The sequence below is a fragment of the Methylovorus mays genome, from assembly GCF_020531915.1.
Classification (GTDB): Bacteria; Pseudomonadota; Gammaproteobacteria; order Burkholderiales; family Methylophilaceae; genus Methylovorus; species Methylovorus mays.
Genome location: NZ_JAJAVG010000008.1, coordinates 414577 through 433489, shown reverse-complemented (window position 1 = coordinate 433489; position 18913 = coordinate 414577). Strand labels below are relative to the sequence as shown.

Genomic DNA, 18913 nt, shown 5'->3' with positions numbered 1-18913 from the left:
TCGTCCAAATGGAAAAATATAATTCGCTTTACACTATTTAAACTTGTTGCTAGCATTTAATGTAAATTATTAGTGTTGCGCGTAACTACTCAATAAAGAAAGGGAATTTCATTTTGAAATTCGACTTTTTCAAAGAAAAGACGCAGCCGTTGGTGGGGGTGGACATAAGCGCTAGCTCCGTCAAAATGGTCGAGCTGTCGACGGGAAGCAAGGGGGGGTATCACCTTGAGGGGTACGCTATCGCCTCGCTGGCCAAAGATGCCGTCGTCGATGGCAACATCGCCGGGCTGGAGCAGGTGGCTGATGCCGTCAAGCGCGCCTGGAAGCTCCTCGGTTCACGTGAAAAACGCACGGCACTGGCTTTGCCAGCTGCTGCGGTGATCAGTAAAAAAGTCCTCATGCCTGGCGGCTTGCGCGAAGAAGAGATGGAGCTGCAAGTCGAAGGCGAAGCCAATCAATACATTCCCTTTTCGCTGGATGAGGTCAATATCGACTTTCAGGTGCTGGGTCCTGCGACCAATAGTCCGGATGAAGTGGAAGTCCTGATCGCGGCCTCTCGCAAGGAAAAAATCGAAGATCGTGTTGCTGCTGTCGAAGGCGCTGGCCTCAAGGCGCTAGTGGTGGATGTGGAAACCTACGTTACCGAGGCAGCTTACACGCTGATCGCTAATCAATTGCCCAATCATGGGCGTGAGCAAACCGTGATGATCGTCGATATCGGCGCGGTCATGACGCACATCAATGTTCTGCATGACAATCAGTCGGTATATATCCGTGAGCAGACCTTCGGCGGCGGCCAGCTAACCCAGGAAATTCAGCGCCGCTTTGGCCTTACGCCAGAAGAAGCTGAAATCTCCAAGCGCAAAGGCGGCTTGCCTGAAAGCTACGAGTCCGAAGTCATGCAGCCTTTCATGCAGACCCTGGCGCTTGAAGTGGCACGTGCCCTGCAGTTCTTCACGAGCTCTACCCAGTACAATCGGGTCGATCACATTATCCTGGCGGGCGGTTGTGCCGCGATTCCAGGTATTGATGCACTGGTGCAAGAGCGCACGCAAGTGAATGCGATCATCGCCAATCCGTTTGCCGGCATGACGATTAATCCCAAAATCAAGCAGCAGCAACTGGTGGCCGATGCGCCATCCTTGCTGATTGCTTGCGGACTGGCGATGCGCGGGGTGGATGCATGATCAGAATCAACCTGCTGCCACACCGGCAGATCAAGCGCGCGGAACGTCAGCGCGAATTCAACCTCATGCTGGTGGGGACGCTGATTCTGGGGGTGGTTATTGTCTTTATGGTACAGACGTTTATCGGCGCCAGTATCGATGCCCAGGTAGGCCGTAATACGCGGCTGGAGCAGGCAAACACCCAGCTTGATCAGCAGATTGCCGAGATCAAGGAGCTGAAAAATGAAATCGGTGCCGTGCTTGAACGCAAGCAAGTGGTGGAAAACTTGCAAACCAATCGCAGCCAGACGGTGATGGTGCTTGATGAACTGTCGCGTGAGCTGCCGGAAGGGATGTTCCTGAAATCCATCAAGCAGCAGGGCGCATTGATCACGATTGAAGGTATCGCCGATACCAATGCCCGTGTTGCCGCGCTGGTGCGCAACCTTTCGTCTTCCCCTGCGATGGAATCGCCTGGTCTGGTTGAAATCAAGTCCGCTACCGTCAATGGCCTCAAGCAGAATGACTTCATCATGAACGTCAACATCAAGACCCGGCAGCCTGATAGCGCTGATAAGCCTGAGGGCAAAATCTCATGAATTTACAGGATTTCAACCAGATTGATCTAAAGACCGCTGGCAACCTGCCATTGCCAGTGAAGGCGGTATTGCTGGGTGTAATGCTGCTGCTGATTGTGGCCGCTGGCTACTGGTTTGTCTGGAGCCCATCGCTGGAGGAGCTGGATCAGGCCAAAGCGAAGGAAGGCCAGTTGCGTGAAGTGTTTGTCAGCAAAAAGCGCCAGGCCATCAATCTGGATGCTTACAAAAAGCAGATGGTGGAGATTGAAAGAACATTTGGCGCATTGCTGAAGCAGTTGCCGGATAAATCCCAGATGGATGGTCTCTTGACCGATATCAACCAGGTAGGCCTGGAGCGCGGCCTGGAGTTTGAACTCTTCAAACCCGGACAGGAAGTGGTGGCGGATTTCTATGCCGAGATGCCCATCTCGATCAAGGTGATAGGCAATTATCATGATCTGGGCCTGTTTGCGGCGGACGTTTCGCGCCTTTCCCGCATCGTGACACTTAATGATATTGCGATCAGCAGCGCCAACAAGGATAGCAAAGATTCGAAGCTGGTGATGGAAGCCGTTGCCAAGACTTATCGGTATCTTGATGCCAATGAAGTGGCCGCCAAAAAAGCCGCTGAAAAAGCGAACAAGAAATAAGGGACACGGCCAATATGATGAATCACTCCCGAACTTCAGTCCTGGCAGCCTTGCCCGCCATCTGGGCAGTGTGTCTTGCATTGACGCTGAGTTCCTGCGGCGGCGACCAGGGGGATGACCTGGACCAGTTCATGCAGAACGCGGCCAAGGATATGAAAGTAAAGATCGAACCCATCCCCGAAGTAAAGCCATACAGCCCGTTTGAATATAACGCGGATGGTACTTTGCATGACCCTTTCAAGGCGCGCAAAGCCCAGTCCAGCCGCGGTGTGCAGCCTAATCTCAATCGTACGCGTGAGCCGCTTGAGGGGTATCCGCTGGAAAGTCTCAAGTACGTTGGCTCGCTCAGCAAAGCCAATTTGAAGTATGCCCTGATAAAAACGCCGGATGAAAATATCCAGCAAGTAAAAATAGGCAATTACGTGGGTCAAAATTTCGGGATTGTGACCGATATTAATGATGACGCAGTGGTATTAAAAGAAATCGTCCAGGACGAGCTCAGCGGCGACTGGACGGAAAGAACTTCAAGCATGGGATTGCAGGAATAGGGTGGTGAAATGACATACAGCAAATTTTTTAGCGGCCTGGCGGGCATCTTCGCGATGTTGACGCTAGTTTCACCCGCGGCGGCTGCGGATGAGCAGAGCGCATTCCCTAACAAAATCGAAAAGGTCGAGTTTTCGGCCATGCCCGGTGGGCGGGTCGCGGTGCGCATACAGACCACCCAGCCACTTTCCAATGTGCCTGCCGGCTTTACCCTGACCAACCCCTCCCGCATCGCGCTGGATTTTCCCGGGGTTGGCAATGGATTGCAACGCAGTAGCGTGACCGCTGAGCAGGGCGTGCTGAAAAGCGTCAGCCTGGCGCAGGCAAAAGACAGAACTCGCATGGTGCTGAACCTCAGCAAGTCTGTGGGCTATAGCACCAGTACCGATGGCAACGCCACGATCATCTTGCTGCAAACCAGCGAAGTTGCTGCCAACCAGACCACGGTGACGCGTTTTGCCGAGCCCAAGGTGGGCGATAAATCGCATAGTGTGACCAATGTGGACTTCATGCGCGGCAAGAATGGCGAGGGGCGTGTCATGGTGGATTTGTCTGACCCGGCTGCCGGCATTGATATCCGCCAGCAGGGCAAAACCATCGTGGTGGATTTCGTGAATACTGATATTGCGGCTTCCTTGCAACGTCGCCTGAACGTGATCAATTTCAATACGCCCGTGCTGTATGTAGATGCCATGCAGCAAGGCAAGAATACCCGCTTGGTGATCGAGCCCAAGGGCAACTGGGAGCAGTCTGCCTATCAGGCTGACAAGAAATTCATTATTGATGTACGTCCAGTGGTGGAAGATCCCAACAAGCTGGTACAGGGCAGCAAGCCCGGCTATGCCGGTGAAAAGCTTTCCTTGAATTTCCAGAATATTGATGTGCGCTCTGTGCTGCAGGTGATCGCCGATTTTACCGGCTTGAACATCATTACCAGCGATACCGTCTCCGGCAACCTGACCTTGCGCTTGAAAGATGTTCCCTGGGATCAGGCGCTGGATATCATCATGTCCAGCAAAGGGCTGACGCAGCGTAAATCCGGCAATGTCATCATGGTGGCGCCTATGGAGGAAGTGGCAGCCAAAGAGAAGCTGAGCCTGGAAGCCAGCCAGCAGATTGAAGACTTGGAGCCAGTGCGTACGGAAGTCTTTACCCTGAAATACATGAAGGCCGAATCGCTCAAGAATATTCTGACCGATGAAAAGCAGAAGATATTGTCCAAGCGCGGCAGCGCTGTGCTGGACCCCAGAACCAATACTGTATTTGTGCAGGATACGGCAAGACACTTGGAAGAAATCCAGCAGATCATCAACAAGACCGATATTCCGGTGAAGCAGGTCATGATCGAGTCGCGCCTGGTGATTGCGGACGAAAAGTTTGGCAAGAGCCTGGGTGCCCGGTTTGGGATGACCCAGCAGAGTGCAGATGGCCAGAATGTGATTGGTGGTACTTTGGGTAACCGTATTACGGAAGTTTCCAGCGATGGCACCATCACCCAAGGTACCCACAACGGTACTATTCAGACTGCTACCACAGGCAGCACGGCGACCAGTTCTGATGGCGAGCCTGACCTGATGTCCAACCTGCCGGTTTCGAATGCTTACGGCAACCTGGCCTTTACCCTGCTGCGCCTGCCAGCCGGCCTGTTGCTCAACCTGGAATTGTCGGCGCTGGAAACTGACAAACGCGGCAAGGTGGTGTCCAGTCCGCGCGTGACCACGGCCAATCAGAAAAAAGCCCAGATCCAGCAAGGTACCAAGATTCCTTATTTGCGTGCCAGCAGCAGTGGCGCCACCAGTGTGCAGTTTGTGGATGCGACGCTCAGCCTGGAAGTCACGCCGCAAGTAACGCCGGATGACAAGATCATCATGGACCTTACCATCAAGAAAGACCGTGTGGGCCAGATTTTCTCCGGTGTGCCGTCGATTGAAACGCAGAGTGTGGATACGCAGGTACTGGTATCCAACGGCGAAACGGCTGTGCTGGGTGGCATTTACGAGCAAACCGAACGTAACGATGTGGACAAGGTGCCGTTCTTTGGCGATATTCCATTCCTGGGTAACGCATTCAAACGCCGTGTGAAGCAGAATGACAAAACCGAACTGCTGATTTTCATCACGCCCAAGATCATGGATGACAATCTGTCTATCCGCTAGACAATATCTGACAGTCCGAACGTAATCCCTTAAAATGCCTGTTATGAAAATAACAGGCATTTTTTATGGCGGGGAACATCTTTTTTGTCGGGCTGATGGGTGCAGGCAAAACCACCGTGGGACGTGTGCTGGCCAAGCATCTGCATAAAGCGTTCTACGACAGCGACCACGAGATTGAGCGCCGCACGGGTGTCAGTATTCCCTATATTTTTGAGGTGGAAGGCGAGTCGGGTTTTCGTCGACGTGAAAGCGCCATGATAGATGAGCTGGTGCGCATGCCTGATGTGGTGGTGGCCACCGGTGGCGGTGCAGTCCTGCTGGAAGAAAACCGCAAGAACCTCAAGCAGCATGGCACCGTCATTTACCTGAGGGCGCATGTAAACGAGTTGTGGATCAGAACGCGCAACGATAAAAATCGCCCCTTGTTGCAAACTGCGGATCCCCGCAAGCGACTTGAACAATTATTCGAACAGCGCGACCCTTTGTATCGCGAAGTGGCGCATCATGTGGTGGATACGGGCGGCCAGTCGGTTAACACCATTGTTCAGCAGATTGAATCATTGATTGGTTAAGGAATATGCAGACATTACAGGTTGAGTTGGGCGAGCGCGCCTACCCTATCCATATCGGCAGTCATCTACTGGGAAGGGCAGATTTGATTTTGCCGCATCTCAAGCGCAAGCAGGTGGCCATCGTGACCAATACCACGGTCGCTCCGCTGTATCTGGAACAACTGTCGCAACCATTGCAGGCCGCGGGTGTTGCCGTCATTCCCATCATCCTGCCGGACGGTGAACAGTACAAAAACAGCGATACCCTGAATCTGATCTATGATGCATTGCTGCAGCACCGGTGCGAACGCAGTACCACCTTGATCGCGCTGGGTGGCGGGGTGATTGGTGACTTGACGGGTTACGCGGCGGCGACCTATTTGCGTGGTGTGCCTTTCATTCAGATTCCTACTACGCTGTTATCGCAGGTGGATTCCTCGGTCGGTGGCAAAACCGGGATTAACCATCCTCTGGGCAAAAACATGATAGGTGCGTTTTATCAGCCCCAGCTGGTGCTGGCTGATATTGCCACCCTGCATACCTTGCCTGCGCGTGAGTTATCGGCGGGGCTGGCCGAAGTCATCAAATACGGTCTGATCCGGGACTTGCCATTCTTTGAGTGGCTCGAAGCACATATGGCCGAGCTGGTGGCGCTGGACGAAGATGCATTGCGCTATGCGATCTATCGCTCATGCGAGAACAAGGCGGAGGTGGTGGCCAAAGATGAGCGTGAGTCAGGTGAACGTGCCCTGCTGAATCTTGGACATACCTTTGGTCATGCCGTGGAAAATGCCATGGGCTATGGCGTATGGCTGCATGGCGAAGCAGTGGCCGCCGGAACGATGCTGGCGGCGGATTTGTCGCGTCGTATGGGCTGGCTGAGCGAGGCTGAAGTCGCCAGAATGCGAGCCATATTTGTTGCAGCAGGATTGCCGGTGGAAGCGCCAGATTTGGGTGTGGAGCGGTACCTGGATTTGATGGGGCTGGATAAAAAGGTCGTGGATGGCAAGATTCGATTTGTGTTGCAGCAAGGCATAGGGAAATCTCTGGTGACCAGTGATTACGACAAAGCCGCTCTGCAAGCAACCTTGGCGTTGGCAGCATGAGCCGGCTGGCGAATTATGCAGCCAATCCCGAGCGGAGTCTGGGGCGGCGTCATGCCGAAGCGGACCCGCAGGGGCGCAACCAGTTTCAACGCGACCGCGACCGCATCATTCACTCCAGCGCTTTTCGGCGGCTCGAATACAAGACGCAAGTCTTTGTTAATCACGAAGGCGATTTGTTTCGCACCCGTCTTACGCACAGTCTGGAAGTGGCACAGATTGGTCGCGCTATTGCCCGCAATTTAAACCTGCATGAGGACCTCATCGAAGGTATTGCCCTCGCACACGACCTGGGCCATACGCCATTTGGCCATGCCGGGCAGGATGCCTTGAATGAATGCATGCGGGATTACGGCGGGTTCGAGCACAATCTGCAATCCCTGCGCGTCGTGGATCATCTTGAGCAGCGCTATGCAGAGTTTGATGGTCTGAATCTGACCTTCGAAATGCGTGAAGGAATTCTGAAGCATTGCTCGCTGAAAAACGCTAGAAAACTGGGCGATGTGGGCGAGCGCTTCATCAATAAAACCCAGCCCTCGCTGGAAGCGCAGGTAGCCAACCTGGCGGATGAGATTGCCTACAACAACCACGATGTGGATGACGGCTTGCGTTCAGGGCTCATCTCCCTTGAGCAGCTTTCCGAGGTGGCCATTTTTGCCGAGCACCTGCAGCAGGTTAAAGACAAATACCCCAATCTGGCCGATCGCCGCCTGATACATGAAACCATACGTCGCATGATTAATAGCCAGATCGTGGATTTGTGTACGGAAAGCAGCCGGAAAATTACCGAACATGCACCTGGCTCGATTGAGGATGTTCGGCAGGCCCCCTCGCTGATCAGCTTCAGTGCTGGCATGGCGAAACAGCAAGCCGAGCTTAAGAAGTTTTTGCGCACCAGGCTTTATCGTCACTATCGCGTCAATCGGATGAGCAACAAGGCGCATCGCATCATCACCGAACTGTTTCGTGAGTTCATTCAAGACAGCACCATCATGCCGGACGAGTTTCAGCAACGTGCAGAACAGGACAAGCCTCGCGCCGTGGCCGACTATATTGCTGGCATGACGGATCGCTATGCCATGCGTGAATATCAGCGCCTCTTTTCCATTTCTGAGCGAGAGCTGTAGCTGACAATTTGCATGTAAACCCCGCGCTGGCATATTGAATACCTCTCGCAGGGATTACATGGCCTGTGTCAGCTCTCCTTGGCGCCACCTCTTTTGGCTATGAGAACAATTATCTAATCATCTGATTAAGAATGAATTTTTTGTGATGGCGCTTATTGTTTTTATCGTGCGTCTTTACACAAACTTTCATGATGTTGCATTTAAACAACATTTGTTAATAAATTGTAACTAATTCGTATATTTGTCTTGCGGCTCAACTTTCGACTTTGGCATACTGCATCTACCTTCTCGCAAGGGGAGTTCGCGAACTCTTTCGATGCACATGCAAAAAGTGTACGGAAGTTAATATAAAACGCATTAGGAGATTTATATGAACAAGAAACTGGGCCTGGCAGTAGCTGGTGCTGTAATGGCATTTGGCGCATCTGCTGCTAACGCTGCGATCACCATCCCTGCTGGTGATTGGACAATCGACATCGGTGGTAACGTTAACGCTTACTACACTCACACTAAAGTTTCCGGCGATCTGGATACTGGTTCTGAGAACAAGACCAATACCGTACAAACCGGTCTGCTGCCATCCGCTCTGGGTATCGGTGGTAAGACTCGTCAAAACGATCTGGACATCGCTTTCCAATTCACATTCTTCACTGGCTCTGATTCCGGTAGCGGTACCAGCTTGGGCAACAACAGCCTGAACATTCGTCAAGCTTACTTGACTTTCGGTGACAAGAGCTGGGGTACCATCAAGGGTGGTCGTGATCTGGGCATTTTCGCTTCTGACGCTATCCTGTCTGACATGACTCTGCTGGGTGTTGGTGTTGGTGCTGGCGCAGGTGGTTCATCCACTCTGGGTCGTATCGGTTCCGGTTACATGTACGCTGACTGGGTTGGTCAAATCTCCTACATGTCTCCAAACTGGAATGGCTTCAGCTTCGCAGTTGGTGTTCGTGAGCCTTGGACTAATGGTTCCGACACGACTAAGAAGGACATGGGCTACGAAGGTAAGGTTACCTACGAGTGGACCGGCGATTACGCTGGTAAGGTTTGGTTGGGTGCTATCAGCCAGAAGCATCAAAGCGGTACTACTGCTGCTTCCGCAGCACTTGACTCTGCTGGTAACGTAGTAATTACTCCTGCTTCCGATTTTGATGGTTACACATCACGCGGCTGGGATATCGGCGGTAAGGTAAACGTAGCAGGCTTCGGTCTGGTTGGTTACTACTACGATGGTAAGGGTCTGTCCGGTTCTACCACTACACTGGCTGGTGGTACTGCTCTGATTCCTAACGGCGCATTGTTCTTCAGCAATGTTGGCAAGTCTGATGACAAGGGCGGCTACGTACAAGCTACCTACGTATTGCCTGGCGTTGGCACCAAGCTGGGCGCTTCCTACGGCGTCAGCAAGTCTGATCCAACCGCTGGTCAAGGTGTTGCTGAATTCGAGAACAAGTCCTGGATCGTTGGTGCATACCACCCTCTGACCAAGAGCTTGAATCTGGTTGCAGAATACACCGACAACAAGCTGGAAAACATGGGTTACAGCGCTGGCCAAGACGGCAAGGCTAAGACCGTGTCTCTGGGCGCGATCCTGTTCTTCTAAGATTATTCTTAGTTGACTTGAAGCTTGAACGGCACCTTCGGGTGCCGTTTTTTATTTGGGAATATAAAATGAAATTCATGTTGATTGGTTTTGTCTTGTTACTTGTGGGCTGTGCGCAATTGATGCATGGCGAACAGCAGGCAGTAGTCCCCAAGGGTAATGGCGAGTATTACACCTCATGCAGTGGTGCAGTTGAAGACTGGAATTCCTGTCATGTAAAAGCTCGCAAGGCTTGTGCTGGCGAATACGCAACGATCAAGAAGAATGAAAGTGCCGTCGGTGGTCGTCGCGAATTGACGTTTCAGTGCGTGCGCTGAGTCAGTCTTAATGGCTTACTGTCAGTAGTAAACTGCACCATAACGGTGGAAAACGTTATGGTGCATCATCACTTGGGTGGATCTAAGCAGGTATGGACTTTCATCAACAACAGTCTTTCGAGATAACTTCCTCAAACCTTTTGCTGGCATTGCGGACTGCACATCAGTGGCAAGCGTCAGGCAATGCAAAAGATGCAGCAGTTTTGTGTCAGCAGATACTTTCCGCGCAGCCCAGACAGGCAGATGCCATTCATTTGCTTGGTGTTATTGCGTTGCAAGATGGCAATATGGAAAAGGCGACGCAGCATTTTCAAAAAGCCATCAAGATCAATGGCAAAAATCCGCAGTTCCATAGCAATTTAGGCTTGGCCTGGCACGAGCAGGGTAAGCTCAAAGAGGCTGAGCAGTGCTATCAGGCGGCGATTGCACTGGATGCCCGTTATCTTGATGCCTGGTATAACCTTCATGCGTTGTTGATTCGGCCCGGCGATTACCTTTCGGCCTGTGAGGCGTTGAACAAGGTGTTGGTCTTGAATCCACATGACGAGGAGGCGCGCTTGATGCTGGCAATTCTGCTGGACTATGCAGGCAAGCCGGATCAAAGCCTGCAGGTGGAGCAGATGCTGGATATCACGAGCCCGCTGATGAAAGCCCGTCTGGATGCCTGGCATTATTTTCGTGCGTTACCAGAGAAGCCCGTGATAACGGGTAGCAACCTTGTGACATTTAAACGCGCCGTTGCTCAAGCCAATATCAAGGGCTTGGTTCTGGAGTTTGGGGTGAGGCACGGTAACAGTATCCGGCAGCTGGTGCAGCTGGTCGGGCAAGAGGCGCATGGTTTTGACAGCTTTCAAGGCTTGCCTGAGGATTGGCATGCGGAATCTCGCGGAAGTTATTCCACCAAGGGCGTGATCCCCAAAGTGCCACCTTTGGTCAAGCTGCATGCGGGATGGTTTGATGAAGCCTTGCCTGCATTCGTTACAAACCATGAGGGCCCTGCGCGCCTTATCAACATCGATTGCGATATCTATAGTTCAACCAAAACCGTGCTGGACACGTTGGCCCGGCGTATTGTCCCGGGTACGGTGATCATATTTGACGAATACATCGGCAACGAGCATTGGCGCGAGGATGAGTACAAGGCCTTCCAGGAAGCCGTCGCCGCTTATGGCTGGCGCTACCAATATCTGGCGGTTAGTTTCTTTACCAAGCAAGTGGTGGTGAAAATTACCGAGGTGGGCCAGCGTTAATCTGCTGGCCCGATCTCGGCGAGCTACGTTGCGGTTTGCTTACTCTTCAATCCCAAGTTCCTGAATCTTGCGAGTGAGGGTGTTGCGGCCCATGCCTAGTTGGGTGGCCGCCTCAATCCTCCGCCCACCAGTGTGGCTCAGCGCACGGCTGATCAGGATTTTTTCAAATTCCTTGGTGCGCGTTTCCAGGATTTCCTGTTCTCCGCGGTTAAGGGCGTCCATCACTTCTGCTGCCAGTGCTTCTTGCCACGAAGTGGCGGTGGTGGGTTTGCTGCTGTCTTCTTTCAGCTCTGGCGGCAAGTCCGCTACATCAATATTCTGTCCAGGTGCCATCACTGTCAGCCAGTGGCAGACATTCTCCAGCTGCCGCACATTACCGCTCCAGCTCATGGTGGCGAGGTAACGTAGCGCACTTGCAGACGGTTGTTTGGCTTCCACGCCGAGCTCCTGCGCACTTTGTTGCAGGAAGTGCTTGACTAGCAGAGGCACATCTTCACGGCGTTCGCGTAATGGCGGCAGGCGCAGGCGGATGACGTTGAGACGGTGGAACAAGTCCTCACGGAACAGGCCCAGTTTGACGCGCTCTTCCAGATCCTGGTGAGTGGCCGCGATAATGCGTACGTTGACCTTCACTGGCTGGTGGCCACCTACGCGATAGAATTGCCCGTCACACAACACGCGCAGCAAGCGCGTTTGCAGATCAGAAGGCATGTCGCCAATTTCATCCAGAAACAGGGTGCCGCCGTCGGCTTGTTCAAAGCGGCCACGCCGTGCAGCCTGGGCGCCGGTGAAGGCACCGCGTTCATGGCCGAACAGCTCGGACTCCAGCAGATCCTTGGGAATCGCTGCGGTATTGATCGCAATAAACGGTTTGTCTGCGCGCGGACTATGGCGATGCAAGGCGCTGGCAACGAGTTCCTTGCCGGTACCTGATTCACCATTGATGAGTACGGTGGCATGGGAGCGGCTGAGGCGGCCAATGGCGCGAAATACCTCCTGCATGGCAGGGGCTTGGCCAATAATCTCCGGCGTCGCTTCTGGCGTGACGGTTTCTGTGGCTTGCCGCATGCTTTCTTCCACGGCACGTCGAATAATTTCTATTGCCTGGTCCACATCAAAAGGCTTGGCGAGATATTCAAAAGCGCCACCCTGAAATGCCGCAACAGCACTCTCAAGATCGGAGTATGCCGTCATGATGATGACGGGAATCTCAGGCAGGCGTTTTTTTACTTCATCCAGGAAATCCAGGCCAGAGCCGTTGGGCATGCGAATGTCGCTGACAATCACCTGTGGTTCCTCGCGGGTCAGCGCATTGAGTGCCTCGGGTACAGAGGCGAAGGTCTTGAAATCCATGTCGGTGCGCGCCAGCGCTTTTTCAAAGACCCAGCGTATCGATTTGTCGTCGTCAATAATCCAGATTGGTTTCATAGCTTGCCTGTGTGTTTAAAATCGTTCATGTGTTCAACGTGAGTTTACTGCTTGGCAATAAAGCCTTTCATGGCGGTCGTTTCGATGGGCAGCAGAATGGTGAAGCAGGTTTTGCCGGGCTCGCTCTCACATTCAATCATGCCATGATGCTGGGTGATAAATGTCTGTGCCAGTGTCAGCCCTAGGCCTGAACCGCCTTCGCGGCCTGAGACCAATGGGTAAAAAATGCGGTCGCGGATATCGGGGGGGATGCCGGGGCCATTGTCGATAATCTGCAGACGGATGGCCACGCGATAACGTTTCTTTGCCAGGGTGACCTGCCGCTCGGCGCGGGTGCGCAAGGTGATCTGCCCTGTGCCCTGCATGGCCTGTGCAGCATTGCGGGCAATATTCAGCACGGCTTGTATCAGCTTCTCGCGGTCGCCGATCAGCTCGGGCAGGCTGGTGTCATAATCCCGTTTGACCATAATGGCTTTGGGTGACTCTGCCAGCAATAGGCTGCGCACGCGTTCCAGTACTTCATGAATGTTGGTCGGCTCATATTTGGGTACGCGATGCGGCACCAGCAAACGATCCATCAATGATTGCAGGCGATCTGCCTCCTTGATGATGACTTGGGTATATTCGCGCAGGTTGACCTGGGGGAGCTCATGCTCCAGCAATTGCGCGGCACCCCGCAGTCCGCCTAGCGGATTACGGATTTCGTGAGCGAGGTTGCGCAGCAACTCGGCGTTGGCTTGCTGCTGGATGAGCATGCGTTCCTCCCGCGCAATGCGTAGTTGCTGATCCATCTGCTGGAACTCAAGCACCAAGCAGGCTGGATTGACATCGACTGGGGTTACTGTGCAGGTAACAGCCACCGAGTTTTGACGCATGGTGGTAATCAGAAACTCATGTTCACGGAATGGACTGCGATTGCTAATGGCGTTTTCCACCGCTGAATGCAGGATTTCGCATTCAGGAAATACCTGGAAAATATCCAGTCCGGTAATTTGTTTTGCGCTTAGCGCAAAGAGGATTTCAGCGCCAGGATTGGCATATAGAACCTTGCGGGAGTCATCCAGAAGAATGACGGCAGTAGCGAGATGTTCAAGACCAGCAAATGTAGGAGGAATAATATGTACCATGGCAGTGCTTAAGCAAAAGCCAGGCCAGAGCCGGGCTTTGAATGGGAGGAAAAGCGTTGCATAAGATAGGGCGCCTCAGTTTTAAATGTGCATGTGCAACACGCAACCCAATGAAAAATATGCTTATTTCATGCCATCAAGTTCTTTTTGCAGTAACTTCACATTGTTTTCATGGGTATCAACATCCGCTTTGAGGCGGCGCATTTTCTCTTCAAATTTTGCTACGTTCCTGAGGGTCTTGCCATCGGCAGTGCGGTACACCTCGGGCTTGGCGCTACCCTCGTCATAAGCCTGTCGAGCTTCTTCCAGAGCCTTTTTTTCGCTGGCCAACTCGTCTTGCAGAATTTGCCTGCGCGTATCATCGCGTCGCGTTTGGGTGTTTTTGTCGACTTTGGGAAAATCTGAAGGTGTGGGTGTTCTTGCTCGCTCTTTTTTTGTTTGCGGTACGGGCAAGGCATTGTCGCCCTTCAGGAAAAGATGACAATTTTTGTAGAGCGTTCGAGTCTTGGCGTCCGTGAATGTCGGTTGCCCCGACTCATCAACGCACTTGTAGATATCGGCCGCTTGCACCGTAAAACAAAGCAGCAAGCCGTAACACAGCAATAGAAATTTCATGCATTGAGTTTAGATGAGAAGCTACGAGGTGGCAACGCGCGCCGGTGAAGATGTGCGCAAGAGTGACAGACAATAAAAAAGGCGGGTCGCCCCGCCTTTTTTAACATGCTGTGATTAGCAGCTGTAGTACATGGCAAATTCGATTGGGTGAGGAGTCATGCGCATCTTGGTGACTTCTTCCATCTTCAATGCAATGTAGCTGTCGATCCAGTCATCGGAGAACACACCACCGCGGGTAAGGAACTCGCGGTCCTTGTCCAGGTATTCCAGTGCTTGTTCCAGTGAGGAACAAACGGTTGGGATCGCTGCATCTTCTTCAGGAGGCAGATGGTAGAGATCCTTGGTCGCTGGTTCACCTGGATGAATCTTGTTCTGTACGCCGTCCAGACCAGCCATCAGCAAGGCGCTGAATGCCAGGTATGGGTTGGCTGTAGGATCAGGGAAGCGAGCTTCAACACGGCGAGCCTTGTCGGAATGCACGAAAGGAATGCGGATCGAAGCCGAACGGTTCTTGGCAGAGTATGCCAGTTTCACCGGAGCTTCAAAGCCAGGAACCAGACGCTTGTAGGAGTTGGTGCCTGGGTTGGTGATGGCGTTCAAAGCGCGAGCGTGCTTGATGATGCCGCCGATGTAGTACAGGGCGAACTCGGACAGGCCAGCGTAGCCGTTACCTGCGAACAGGTTCTTGCCGTCTTTCCATACGGATTGGTGCACATGCATGCCGGAACCGTTGTCGCCAACGATAGGCTTAGGCATGAAAGTGGCGGTCTTGCCGTAAGCGTGGGCGGTGTTCAGTACCACATACTTCAGCACTTGGGTCCAGTCAGCACGTTGTACCAGGGTGCTGAACTTGGTGCCGATTTCACATTGACCAGCCGTCGCCACTTCGTGGTGATGCACTTCAACAGGAACGCCCATGCCTTCCAGAGCAATGACCATGGCGGAACGCAGGTCTTGCAATGAATCGACTGGAGGTACTGGGAAGTAGCCGCCCTTGACGCCAGGGCGGTGACCGGTGTTGCCGCTTTCGAACTTCTCGCCAGATGCCCATGCACCTTCTTCGGAGTTGATCTTGACGGAACAGCCTTCCATGCTGGCATTCCACTGAATGGAATCGAAAATGAAGAATTCGGGTTCTGGACCGAAGTAGGCGGTGTCGCCCAGACCGCTGGACTTCAGATAAGCCTCAGCGCGTTTTGCCAAGCTGCGTGGGCAACGGTCATAGCCCTTGCCGTCGGTAGGATCTACCACGTCACAGCTCAGAATCAGAGTAGGTTCGTCCATGAATGGATCGATGTTGGCAGTTTCAGGATCAGGCATCAATTGCATGTCGGAAGCTTGAATACCTTTCCAGCCAGCGATAGATGAACCGTCGAATGCGTGGCCTTCGGTAAATTTGCTTTCATCGAACGCTGAGATGGGTACAGTTACGTGCTGTTCTTTACCTCTGGTGTCGGTGAAACGGAAATCAACAAACTTGATGTCATTTTCCTTCACCATTTTCATTACGTCGGCTACCGCCATTTCATTCTCCTAAAACGTAAAAGCGTAAATTAAGTAATCAAACACTACGGTTTGATAGAAAAACTGCTGAATATATCTAGCAGGAAACGTGCCATCGGAAACCCCGAGATTCTCATTTTCACATAATCACTTAGAAAAGAGAATAAAAAAGCTGGGCACCGAATGGGGGCGGCCAATGGGTTGATTGCACCAATTTGGTGCTTTCTACTTGTCCGGCAAATTTATCGCTATACTTCGGGGTAAATCTACAGAATATTCGAGCGCACTATGGAAACTATCAATCAAATATTACAAAAAGCCAAGCAGCGTGCTCAGGCGAATAATTTGCCTTACGCAGGCGCCCTGACACCCGAAGAAGCGCAGTACATCATGTCATCTGCGCCAGGCGCCCGTCTGGTGGATGTAAGAAGCCGCGCCGAGCTTGAGTTGGTGGGGCGTGTACCTCAGGCCTTGAGCATTGAATGGGCATTTTATCCCGGCATGGTAGCCAATCCTGATTTTGCTGCTCATCTCGACAAGCAGGTCGATCGCGAAGCCTTGGTGATGTTTTTGTGCCGTACCGGTGGCCGTTCGCACAATGCAGCAGTGCTGGCTAATTCCATGGGATATACCGAGGCTTACAACATACTGGAAGGTTTTGAAGGTGCTACTGATCCTCAAACCGGTCAGCGTGGCAAGATTAATGGCTGGAAAGCGGCTGGCCTGCCCTGGACGAATAGTTAAATACAGACAGGGTCGTGATGATGGATCGTTATGCCGTGATCGGCAACCCGGTCGAGCACAGCAAGTCGCCGCTGATACACCACATGTTTGCCGAGCAAACCTCGCAGCCACTCGAATACGGCCGTGTGCTGGCTCCCCTGGATGCGTTCGTTGAGACTGTGCAGGCCATGCGGGCCCAAGGCTATAAAGGCGCCAACGTCACGGTGCCATTCAAACTGCAGGCATATGCATTGGCAACGCAGCTGACTGAGCGCGCCCATGATGCCGGCGCCGTTAATACCCTGATGTTTCAGGGCGAGCACATCATTGGCGATAATACCGATGGCGCCGGTTTGGTGCAGGATATCCAGCATAATCTGGGGATTTCTCTGCAAGGCAAGCGGGTTCTGCTGATTGGTGCAGGTGGTGCGGCGGAAGGGGTGTTGCATCCCATTCTGGCGCAGCAGCCTGCATTGCTTATCGTGGCCAATCGTACGCTGGACAAGGCGCTTGCCATGGTGCGCAAGGTGGAAGCGCAGGGTGAACTGCTCTATGTCTCGGTACAAGCATTGGCGTTCGAAGATCTGCCGGGCCAGGCGTTTGATGTGGTCGTGAATGCCACTTCTGCCGGATTGACCGACGCTCAGTTGCCCTTGCCGCCCACCATGTTTGCGGCAGGATCCCTGGCCTACGACATGATGTATGGCCGGGAGACGCCCTTTATGGCCTTTGCCCGCGCGCATGGTGCTGAGCACGTGGTCGATGGGCTCGGCATGTTGATTGAACAGGCCGCCGAATCGTTTTATCTGTGGCGTCAGGTGCGGCCTGATACCGCCCCCGTGATTGCACATTTCAAATCATGACATGGCGCCAATGGATATGGCGTGGCCTCCTGGCCTTGCTCTTGCTGATCGTGTTGTATCAGCTCTGGATATTCCTGCATATCTGCTGGTGGGTGCAGCACAATCCAGATAGCAGTGCTTTCATGCGCGATCGCCTGGAGTTGCTGCAGGAAGACAAACCCGGCGCCGAGTTGCGGCATCAGTGGGTGCCCTATAACCAGATATCCATCCATCTGAAACGGGCGGTGATTGCCGCCGAGGATTCGCGTTTTGTCGAGCATGAAGGCTTTGATTGGGATGGCATCCAGAAAGCCTATGAGAAAAACCTGAAAAAAGGCCGTATCGTGGCGGGCGGATCTACCATTAGCCAACAGCTTTCCAAAAATCTGTTTCTGTCGACGCGCCGCACACCTTGGCGCAAGCTGGAAGAAGCCATGATCACGCTCATGCTGGAAAAAATGATGAGCAAGCGGCGTATCTATGAGATTTATCTGAATGTGATTGAGTGGGGCAATGGCGTATTTGGTGCCGAAGCTGCTGCAAGGTATTACTTTCATACTTCTGCAAAAGGCCTGACATCGGCGCAAGCCGCCAAACTCGCTGCCATGGTGCCAAATCCGCGCTATTATGACAGCCATCGAAATGCACGCGGCTTGCTGAAAAAAACCGGCATCATCCAGGCGCGGATGAATGCTGTCAGTGTTCCTTGAGCGCCAGCCGTAATCAGAAGACCGGAAGCAATCCCGGCAACAACAATTAGTGGGGGTGATTTCAAGATGGACGTGGTAGACAAGTTTTTCCATTCAATACTCAACCTGCCAACCTTGCCCAAGGTCGTGCAGGAAGTCATTCTGATGCTGGACAATGAGGATGTGGACCTCGGTCAGCTGGGTGCGCGCATTGCGCATGATCAGGTGCTCTCGGCCAAAGTGCTGCGCATGGCCAACTCTTCCTATTACGGCGTTAGTCGCACCATCAAGACTATCCCCGATGCCATCTCGGTGATCGGTGTCAGCAAGCTGCGGACGCTGGTGATTGCCTCTGGTGTGACGGGTACATTCACCACCTTGCCCGGGCTCGATATCAATCGCTTCTGGCGCCATAGTCTGGTGACTGCGGCCGTTGCCGGCAAAATCAGTCAGGAGCTGAAAAAGCCCACCGAGACTGCCTACCTTGCCGCCCTTATGCACAGCATCGGCCAATTGCTCATTCATATCGTGTTCCCCGTCCAGGCGGCCGAGATCGATGAAGAGTGCAAAGGCCTGAGTGTGATTGAGCGCAAAGCCCTGGAAAACGCCACGCTGGGACTGGATCATTGCCAGGTGGGTGCCGAGCTGGCACGTCGCTGGAATTTCCCTGAGGATATTCAGCGCGTGATTCGCTACTACGCTGACCCGCTGGATAAAATGGCATGCGATCTGGCGCCCGTGGTGTTCATGGCAGCGCACATCGCGTTTGGTCTGGAAAATCTGGAAGAGTCAGCGCACATTGCCGAAACGCTGAAGCCGGAAGTGGCAAAAGCGCTGGGCGTGGACCGTATTGAATGGATAGAGCGCATCGACAGTTATCGTCCGCTGATACCGGAAGCCGAAAGCTTTCTTTAAGACCTGACGTGACTGTTTAAAAAA

At 53.0% G+C, this 18913-nt stretch carries 19 protein-coding genes; 15 read left to right on the top strand and 4 right to left on the bottom strand.

Translation table 11 applies throughout. The features are described from left to right. The first annotated feature begins 113 nt into the window (after window positions 1-113). The 11 genes from LG203_RS12495 (at window position 114) to LG203_RS12445 (ending at window position 11047) form a co-directional block, all read left to right on the top strand. On the top strand, window positions 114-1187 hold the full coding sequence (locus LG203_RS12495) for a pilus assembly protein PilM (protein ID WP_230346062.1): 1074 nt from the start codon (window positions 114-116) through the stop codon (window positions 1185-1187). Beyond that, on the top strand, window positions 1184-1765 hold the full coding sequence (locus tag LG203_RS12490) for a PilN domain-containing protein (RefSeq protein WP_230346061.1): 582 nt from the start codon (window positions 1184-1186) through the stop codon (window positions 1763-1765). The genes LG203_RS12495 and LG203_RS12490 overlap by 4 nt, the downstream gene beginning before the upstream one ends. Next, the gene (locus tag LG203_RS12485; RefSeq protein WP_230346060.1) at window positions 1762-2394 is read left to right on the top strand and encodes a type IV pilus inner membrane component PilO; all 633 of its coding nucleotides are present in this window, start codon (window positions 1762-1764) and stop codon (window positions 2392-2394) included. The genes LG203_RS12490 and LG203_RS12485 overlap by 4 nt, the downstream gene beginning before the upstream one ends. A 14-nt stretch (window positions 2395-2408) precedes the next feature. Beyond that, window positions 2409-2942, top strand: a complete 534-nt coding sequence (locus tag LG203_RS12480) for a pilus assembly protein PilP (protein WP_230346059.1) — start codon at window positions 2409-2411, stop codon at window positions 2940-2942. Between the two features lie 9 nt (window positions 2943-2951). Then, window positions 2952-5096 (top strand): type IV pilus secretin family protein, encoded by a 2145-nt coding sequence (pilQ, locus tag LG203_RS12475; protein WP_230346058.1) that lies wholly within the window; start codon window positions 2952-2954, stop codon window positions 5094-5096. 65 nt (window positions 5097-5161) lie between these two features. Then, entirely contained in the window at window positions 5162-5668 is a 507-nt protein-coding gene (gene aroK / locus LG203_RS12470; protein ID WP_230346057.1) for a shikimate kinase AroK, read from the top strand. A 5-nt stretch (window positions 5669-5673) separates the two neighbouring features. Further along, a complete protein-coding gene (aroB, locus tag LG203_RS12465; RefSeq protein WP_230346056.1) occupies window positions 5674-6753 on the top strand; it encodes a 3-dehydroquinate synthase in 1080 nt (359 codons plus the stop codon). Then, complete coding sequence (locus tag LG203_RS12460) at window positions 6750-7877, top strand: deoxyguanosinetriphosphate triphosphohydrolase (RefSeq protein ID WP_230346055.1); 1128 nt, start codon at window positions 6750-6752, stop codon at window positions 7875-7877. Before aroB ends, LG203_RS12460 begins: the two co-directional genes overlap by 4 nt. Before the next feature lie 370 nt (window positions 7878-8247). Continuing rightward, window positions 8248-9480 carry a porin gene (locus LG203_RS12455; protein WP_230346054.1) on the top strand — a complete coding sequence of 411 codons (1233 nt, stop codon included), beginning with the start codon at window positions 8248-8250 and terminating at the stop codon, window positions 9478-9480. 68 nt (window positions 9481-9548) lie between these two features. Next, on the top strand, window positions 9549-9797 hold the full coding sequence (locus tag LG203_RS12450) for a hypothetical protein (RefSeq protein ID WP_230346053.1): 249 nt from the start codon (window positions 9549-9551) through the stop codon (window positions 9795-9797). 92 nt (window positions 9798-9889) lie between these two features. Beyond that, window positions 9890-11047: a tetratricopeptide repeat protein gene (locus tag LG203_RS12445; protein ID WP_268867399.1), complete on the top strand. Its 1158-nt coding sequence runs from the start codon at window positions 9890-9892 to the stop codon at window positions 11045-11047. A gap of 39 nt (window positions 11048-11086) precedes the next feature. On the opposite strand, the gene ntrC is transcribed toward LG203_RS12445, so the two are convergent. From ntrC to glnA, 4 genes are all read right to left on the bottom strand, one after another. Then, the gene (ntrC, locus tag LG203_RS12440) at window positions 11087-12475 is read right to left on the bottom strand and encodes a nitrogen regulation protein NR(I) (RefSeq protein ID WP_230346051.1); all 1389 of its coding nucleotides are present in this window, start codon (window positions 12473-12475) and stop codon (window positions 11087-11089) included. A 44-nt stretch (window positions 12476-12519) separates the two neighbouring features. Then, window positions 12520-13602, bottom strand: coding sequence for a nitrogen regulation protein NR(II) (gene glnL, locus LG203_RS12435; protein WP_230335398.1), 1083 nt, complete (start codon window positions 13600-13602; stop codon window positions 12520-12522). 123 nt (window positions 13603-13725) lie between these two features. Then, window positions 13726-14217 carry a DUF4124 domain-containing protein gene (locus LG203_RS12430; RefSeq protein ID WP_230346050.1) on the bottom strand — a complete coding sequence of 164 codons (492 nt, stop codon included), beginning with the start codon at window positions 14215-14217 and terminating at the stop codon, window positions 13726-13728. A 114-nt stretch (window positions 14218-14331) separates the two neighbouring features. Then, window positions 14332-15741, bottom strand: coding sequence for a type I glutamate--ammonia ligase (gene glnA / locus LG203_RS12425; RefSeq protein WP_230346049.1), 1410 nt, complete (start codon window positions 15739-15741; stop codon window positions 14332-14334). 267 nt (window positions 15742-16008) lie between these two features. On the opposite strand from glnA, the gene LG203_RS12420 reads away from it, so the two are divergent. The 4 genes from LG203_RS12420 (at window position 16009) to LG203_RS12405 (ending at window position 18889) form a co-directional block, all read left to right on the top strand. Then, the gene (locus tag LG203_RS12420) at window positions 16009-16464 is read left to right on the top strand and encodes a rhodanese-like domain-containing protein (RefSeq protein ID WP_230346048.1); all 456 of its coding nucleotides are present in this window, start codon (window positions 16009-16011) and stop codon (window positions 16462-16464) included. A gap of 17 nt (window positions 16465-16481) precedes the next feature. Continuing rightward, on the top strand, window positions 16482-17306 hold the full coding sequence (gene aroE / locus LG203_RS12415; RefSeq protein WP_230346047.1) for a shikimate dehydrogenase: 825 nt from the start codon (window positions 16482-16484) through the stop codon (window positions 17304-17306). Further along, on the top strand, window positions 17303-17995 hold the full coding sequence (gene mtgA, locus LG203_RS12410; protein WP_230346046.1) for a monofunctional biosynthetic peptidoglycan transglycosylase: 693 nt from the start codon (window positions 17303-17305) through the stop codon (window positions 17993-17995). Before aroE ends, mtgA begins: the two co-directional genes overlap by 4 nt. 66 nt (window positions 17996-18061) lie before the next feature. Beyond that, complete coding sequence (locus tag LG203_RS12405; RefSeq protein WP_230346045.1) at window positions 18062-18889, top strand: HDOD domain-containing protein; 828 nt, start codon at window positions 18062-18064, stop codon at window positions 18887-18889. Window positions 18890-18913: the final 24 nt, after the last annotated feature.

Coding starts and splice junctions, on each gene's coding strand:
- glnL (WP_230335398.1), bottom strand. CDS start 13,602: ATGGTACATATTATTCCTCCTACATTTGCTGGTCTTGAACATCTCGCT.
- glnA (WP_230346049.1), bottom strand. CDS start 15,741: ATGGCGGTAGCCGACGTAATGAAAATGGTGAAGGAAAATGACATCAAG.
- LG203_RS12430 (WP_230346050.1), bottom strand. CDS start 14,217: ATGAAATTTCTATTGCTGTGTTACGGCTTGCTGCTTTGTTTTACGGTG.
- aroK (WP_230346057.1), top strand. CDS start 5,162: ATGGCGGGGAACATCTTTTTTGTCGGGCTGATGGGTGCAGGCAAAACC.
- LG203_RS12490 (WP_230346061.1), top strand. CDS start 1,184: ATGATCAGAATCAACCTGCTGCCACACCGGCAGATCAAGCGCGCGGAA.
- aroE (WP_230346047.1), top strand. CDS start 16,482: ATGATGGATCGTTATGCCGTGATCGGCAACCCGGTCGAGCACAGCAAG.
- LG203_RS12450 (WP_230346053.1), top strand. CDS start 9,549: ATGAAATTCATGTTGATTGGTTTTGTCTTGTTACTTGTGGGCTGTGCG.
- LG203_RS12460 (WP_230346055.1), top strand. CDS start 6,750: ATGAGCCGGCTGGCGAATTATGCAGCCAATCCCGAGCGGAGTCTGGGG.
- ntrC (WP_230346051.1), bottom strand. CDS start 12,475: ATGAAACCAATCTGGATTATTGACGACGACAAATCGATACGCTGGGTC.
- LG203_RS12405 (WP_230346045.1), top strand. CDS start 18,062: ATGGACGTGGTAGACAAGTTTTTCCATTCAATACTCAACCTGCCAACC.
- LG203_RS12480 (WP_230346059.1), top strand. CDS start 2,409: ATGATGAATCACTCCCGAACTTCAGTCCTGGCAGCCTTGCCCGCCATC.
- LG203_RS12420 (WP_230346048.1), top strand. CDS start 16,009: ATGGAAACTATCAATCAAATATTACAAAAAGCCAAGCAGCGTGCTCAG.
- LG203_RS12455 (WP_230346054.1), top strand. CDS start 8,248: ATGAACAAGAAACTGGGCCTGGCAGTAGCTGGTGCTGTAATGGCATTT.
- pilQ (WP_230346058.1), top strand. CDS start 2,952: ATGACATACAGCAAATTTTTTAGCGGCCTGGCGGGCATCTTCGCGATG.
- LG203_RS12445 (WP_268867399.1), top strand. CDS start 9,890: ATGGACTTTCATCAACAACAGTCTTTCGAGATAACTTCCTCAAACCTT.
- mtgA (WP_230346046.1), top strand. CDS start 17,303: ATGACATGGCGCCAATGGATATGGCGTGGCCTCCTGGCCTTGCTCTTG.
- aroB (WP_230346056.1), top strand. CDS start 5,674: ATGCAGACATTACAGGTTGAGTTGGGCGAGCGCGCCTACCCTATCCAT.
- LG203_RS12485 (WP_230346060.1), top strand. CDS start 1,762: ATGAATTTACAGGATTTCAACCAGATTGATCTAAAGACCGCTGGCAAC.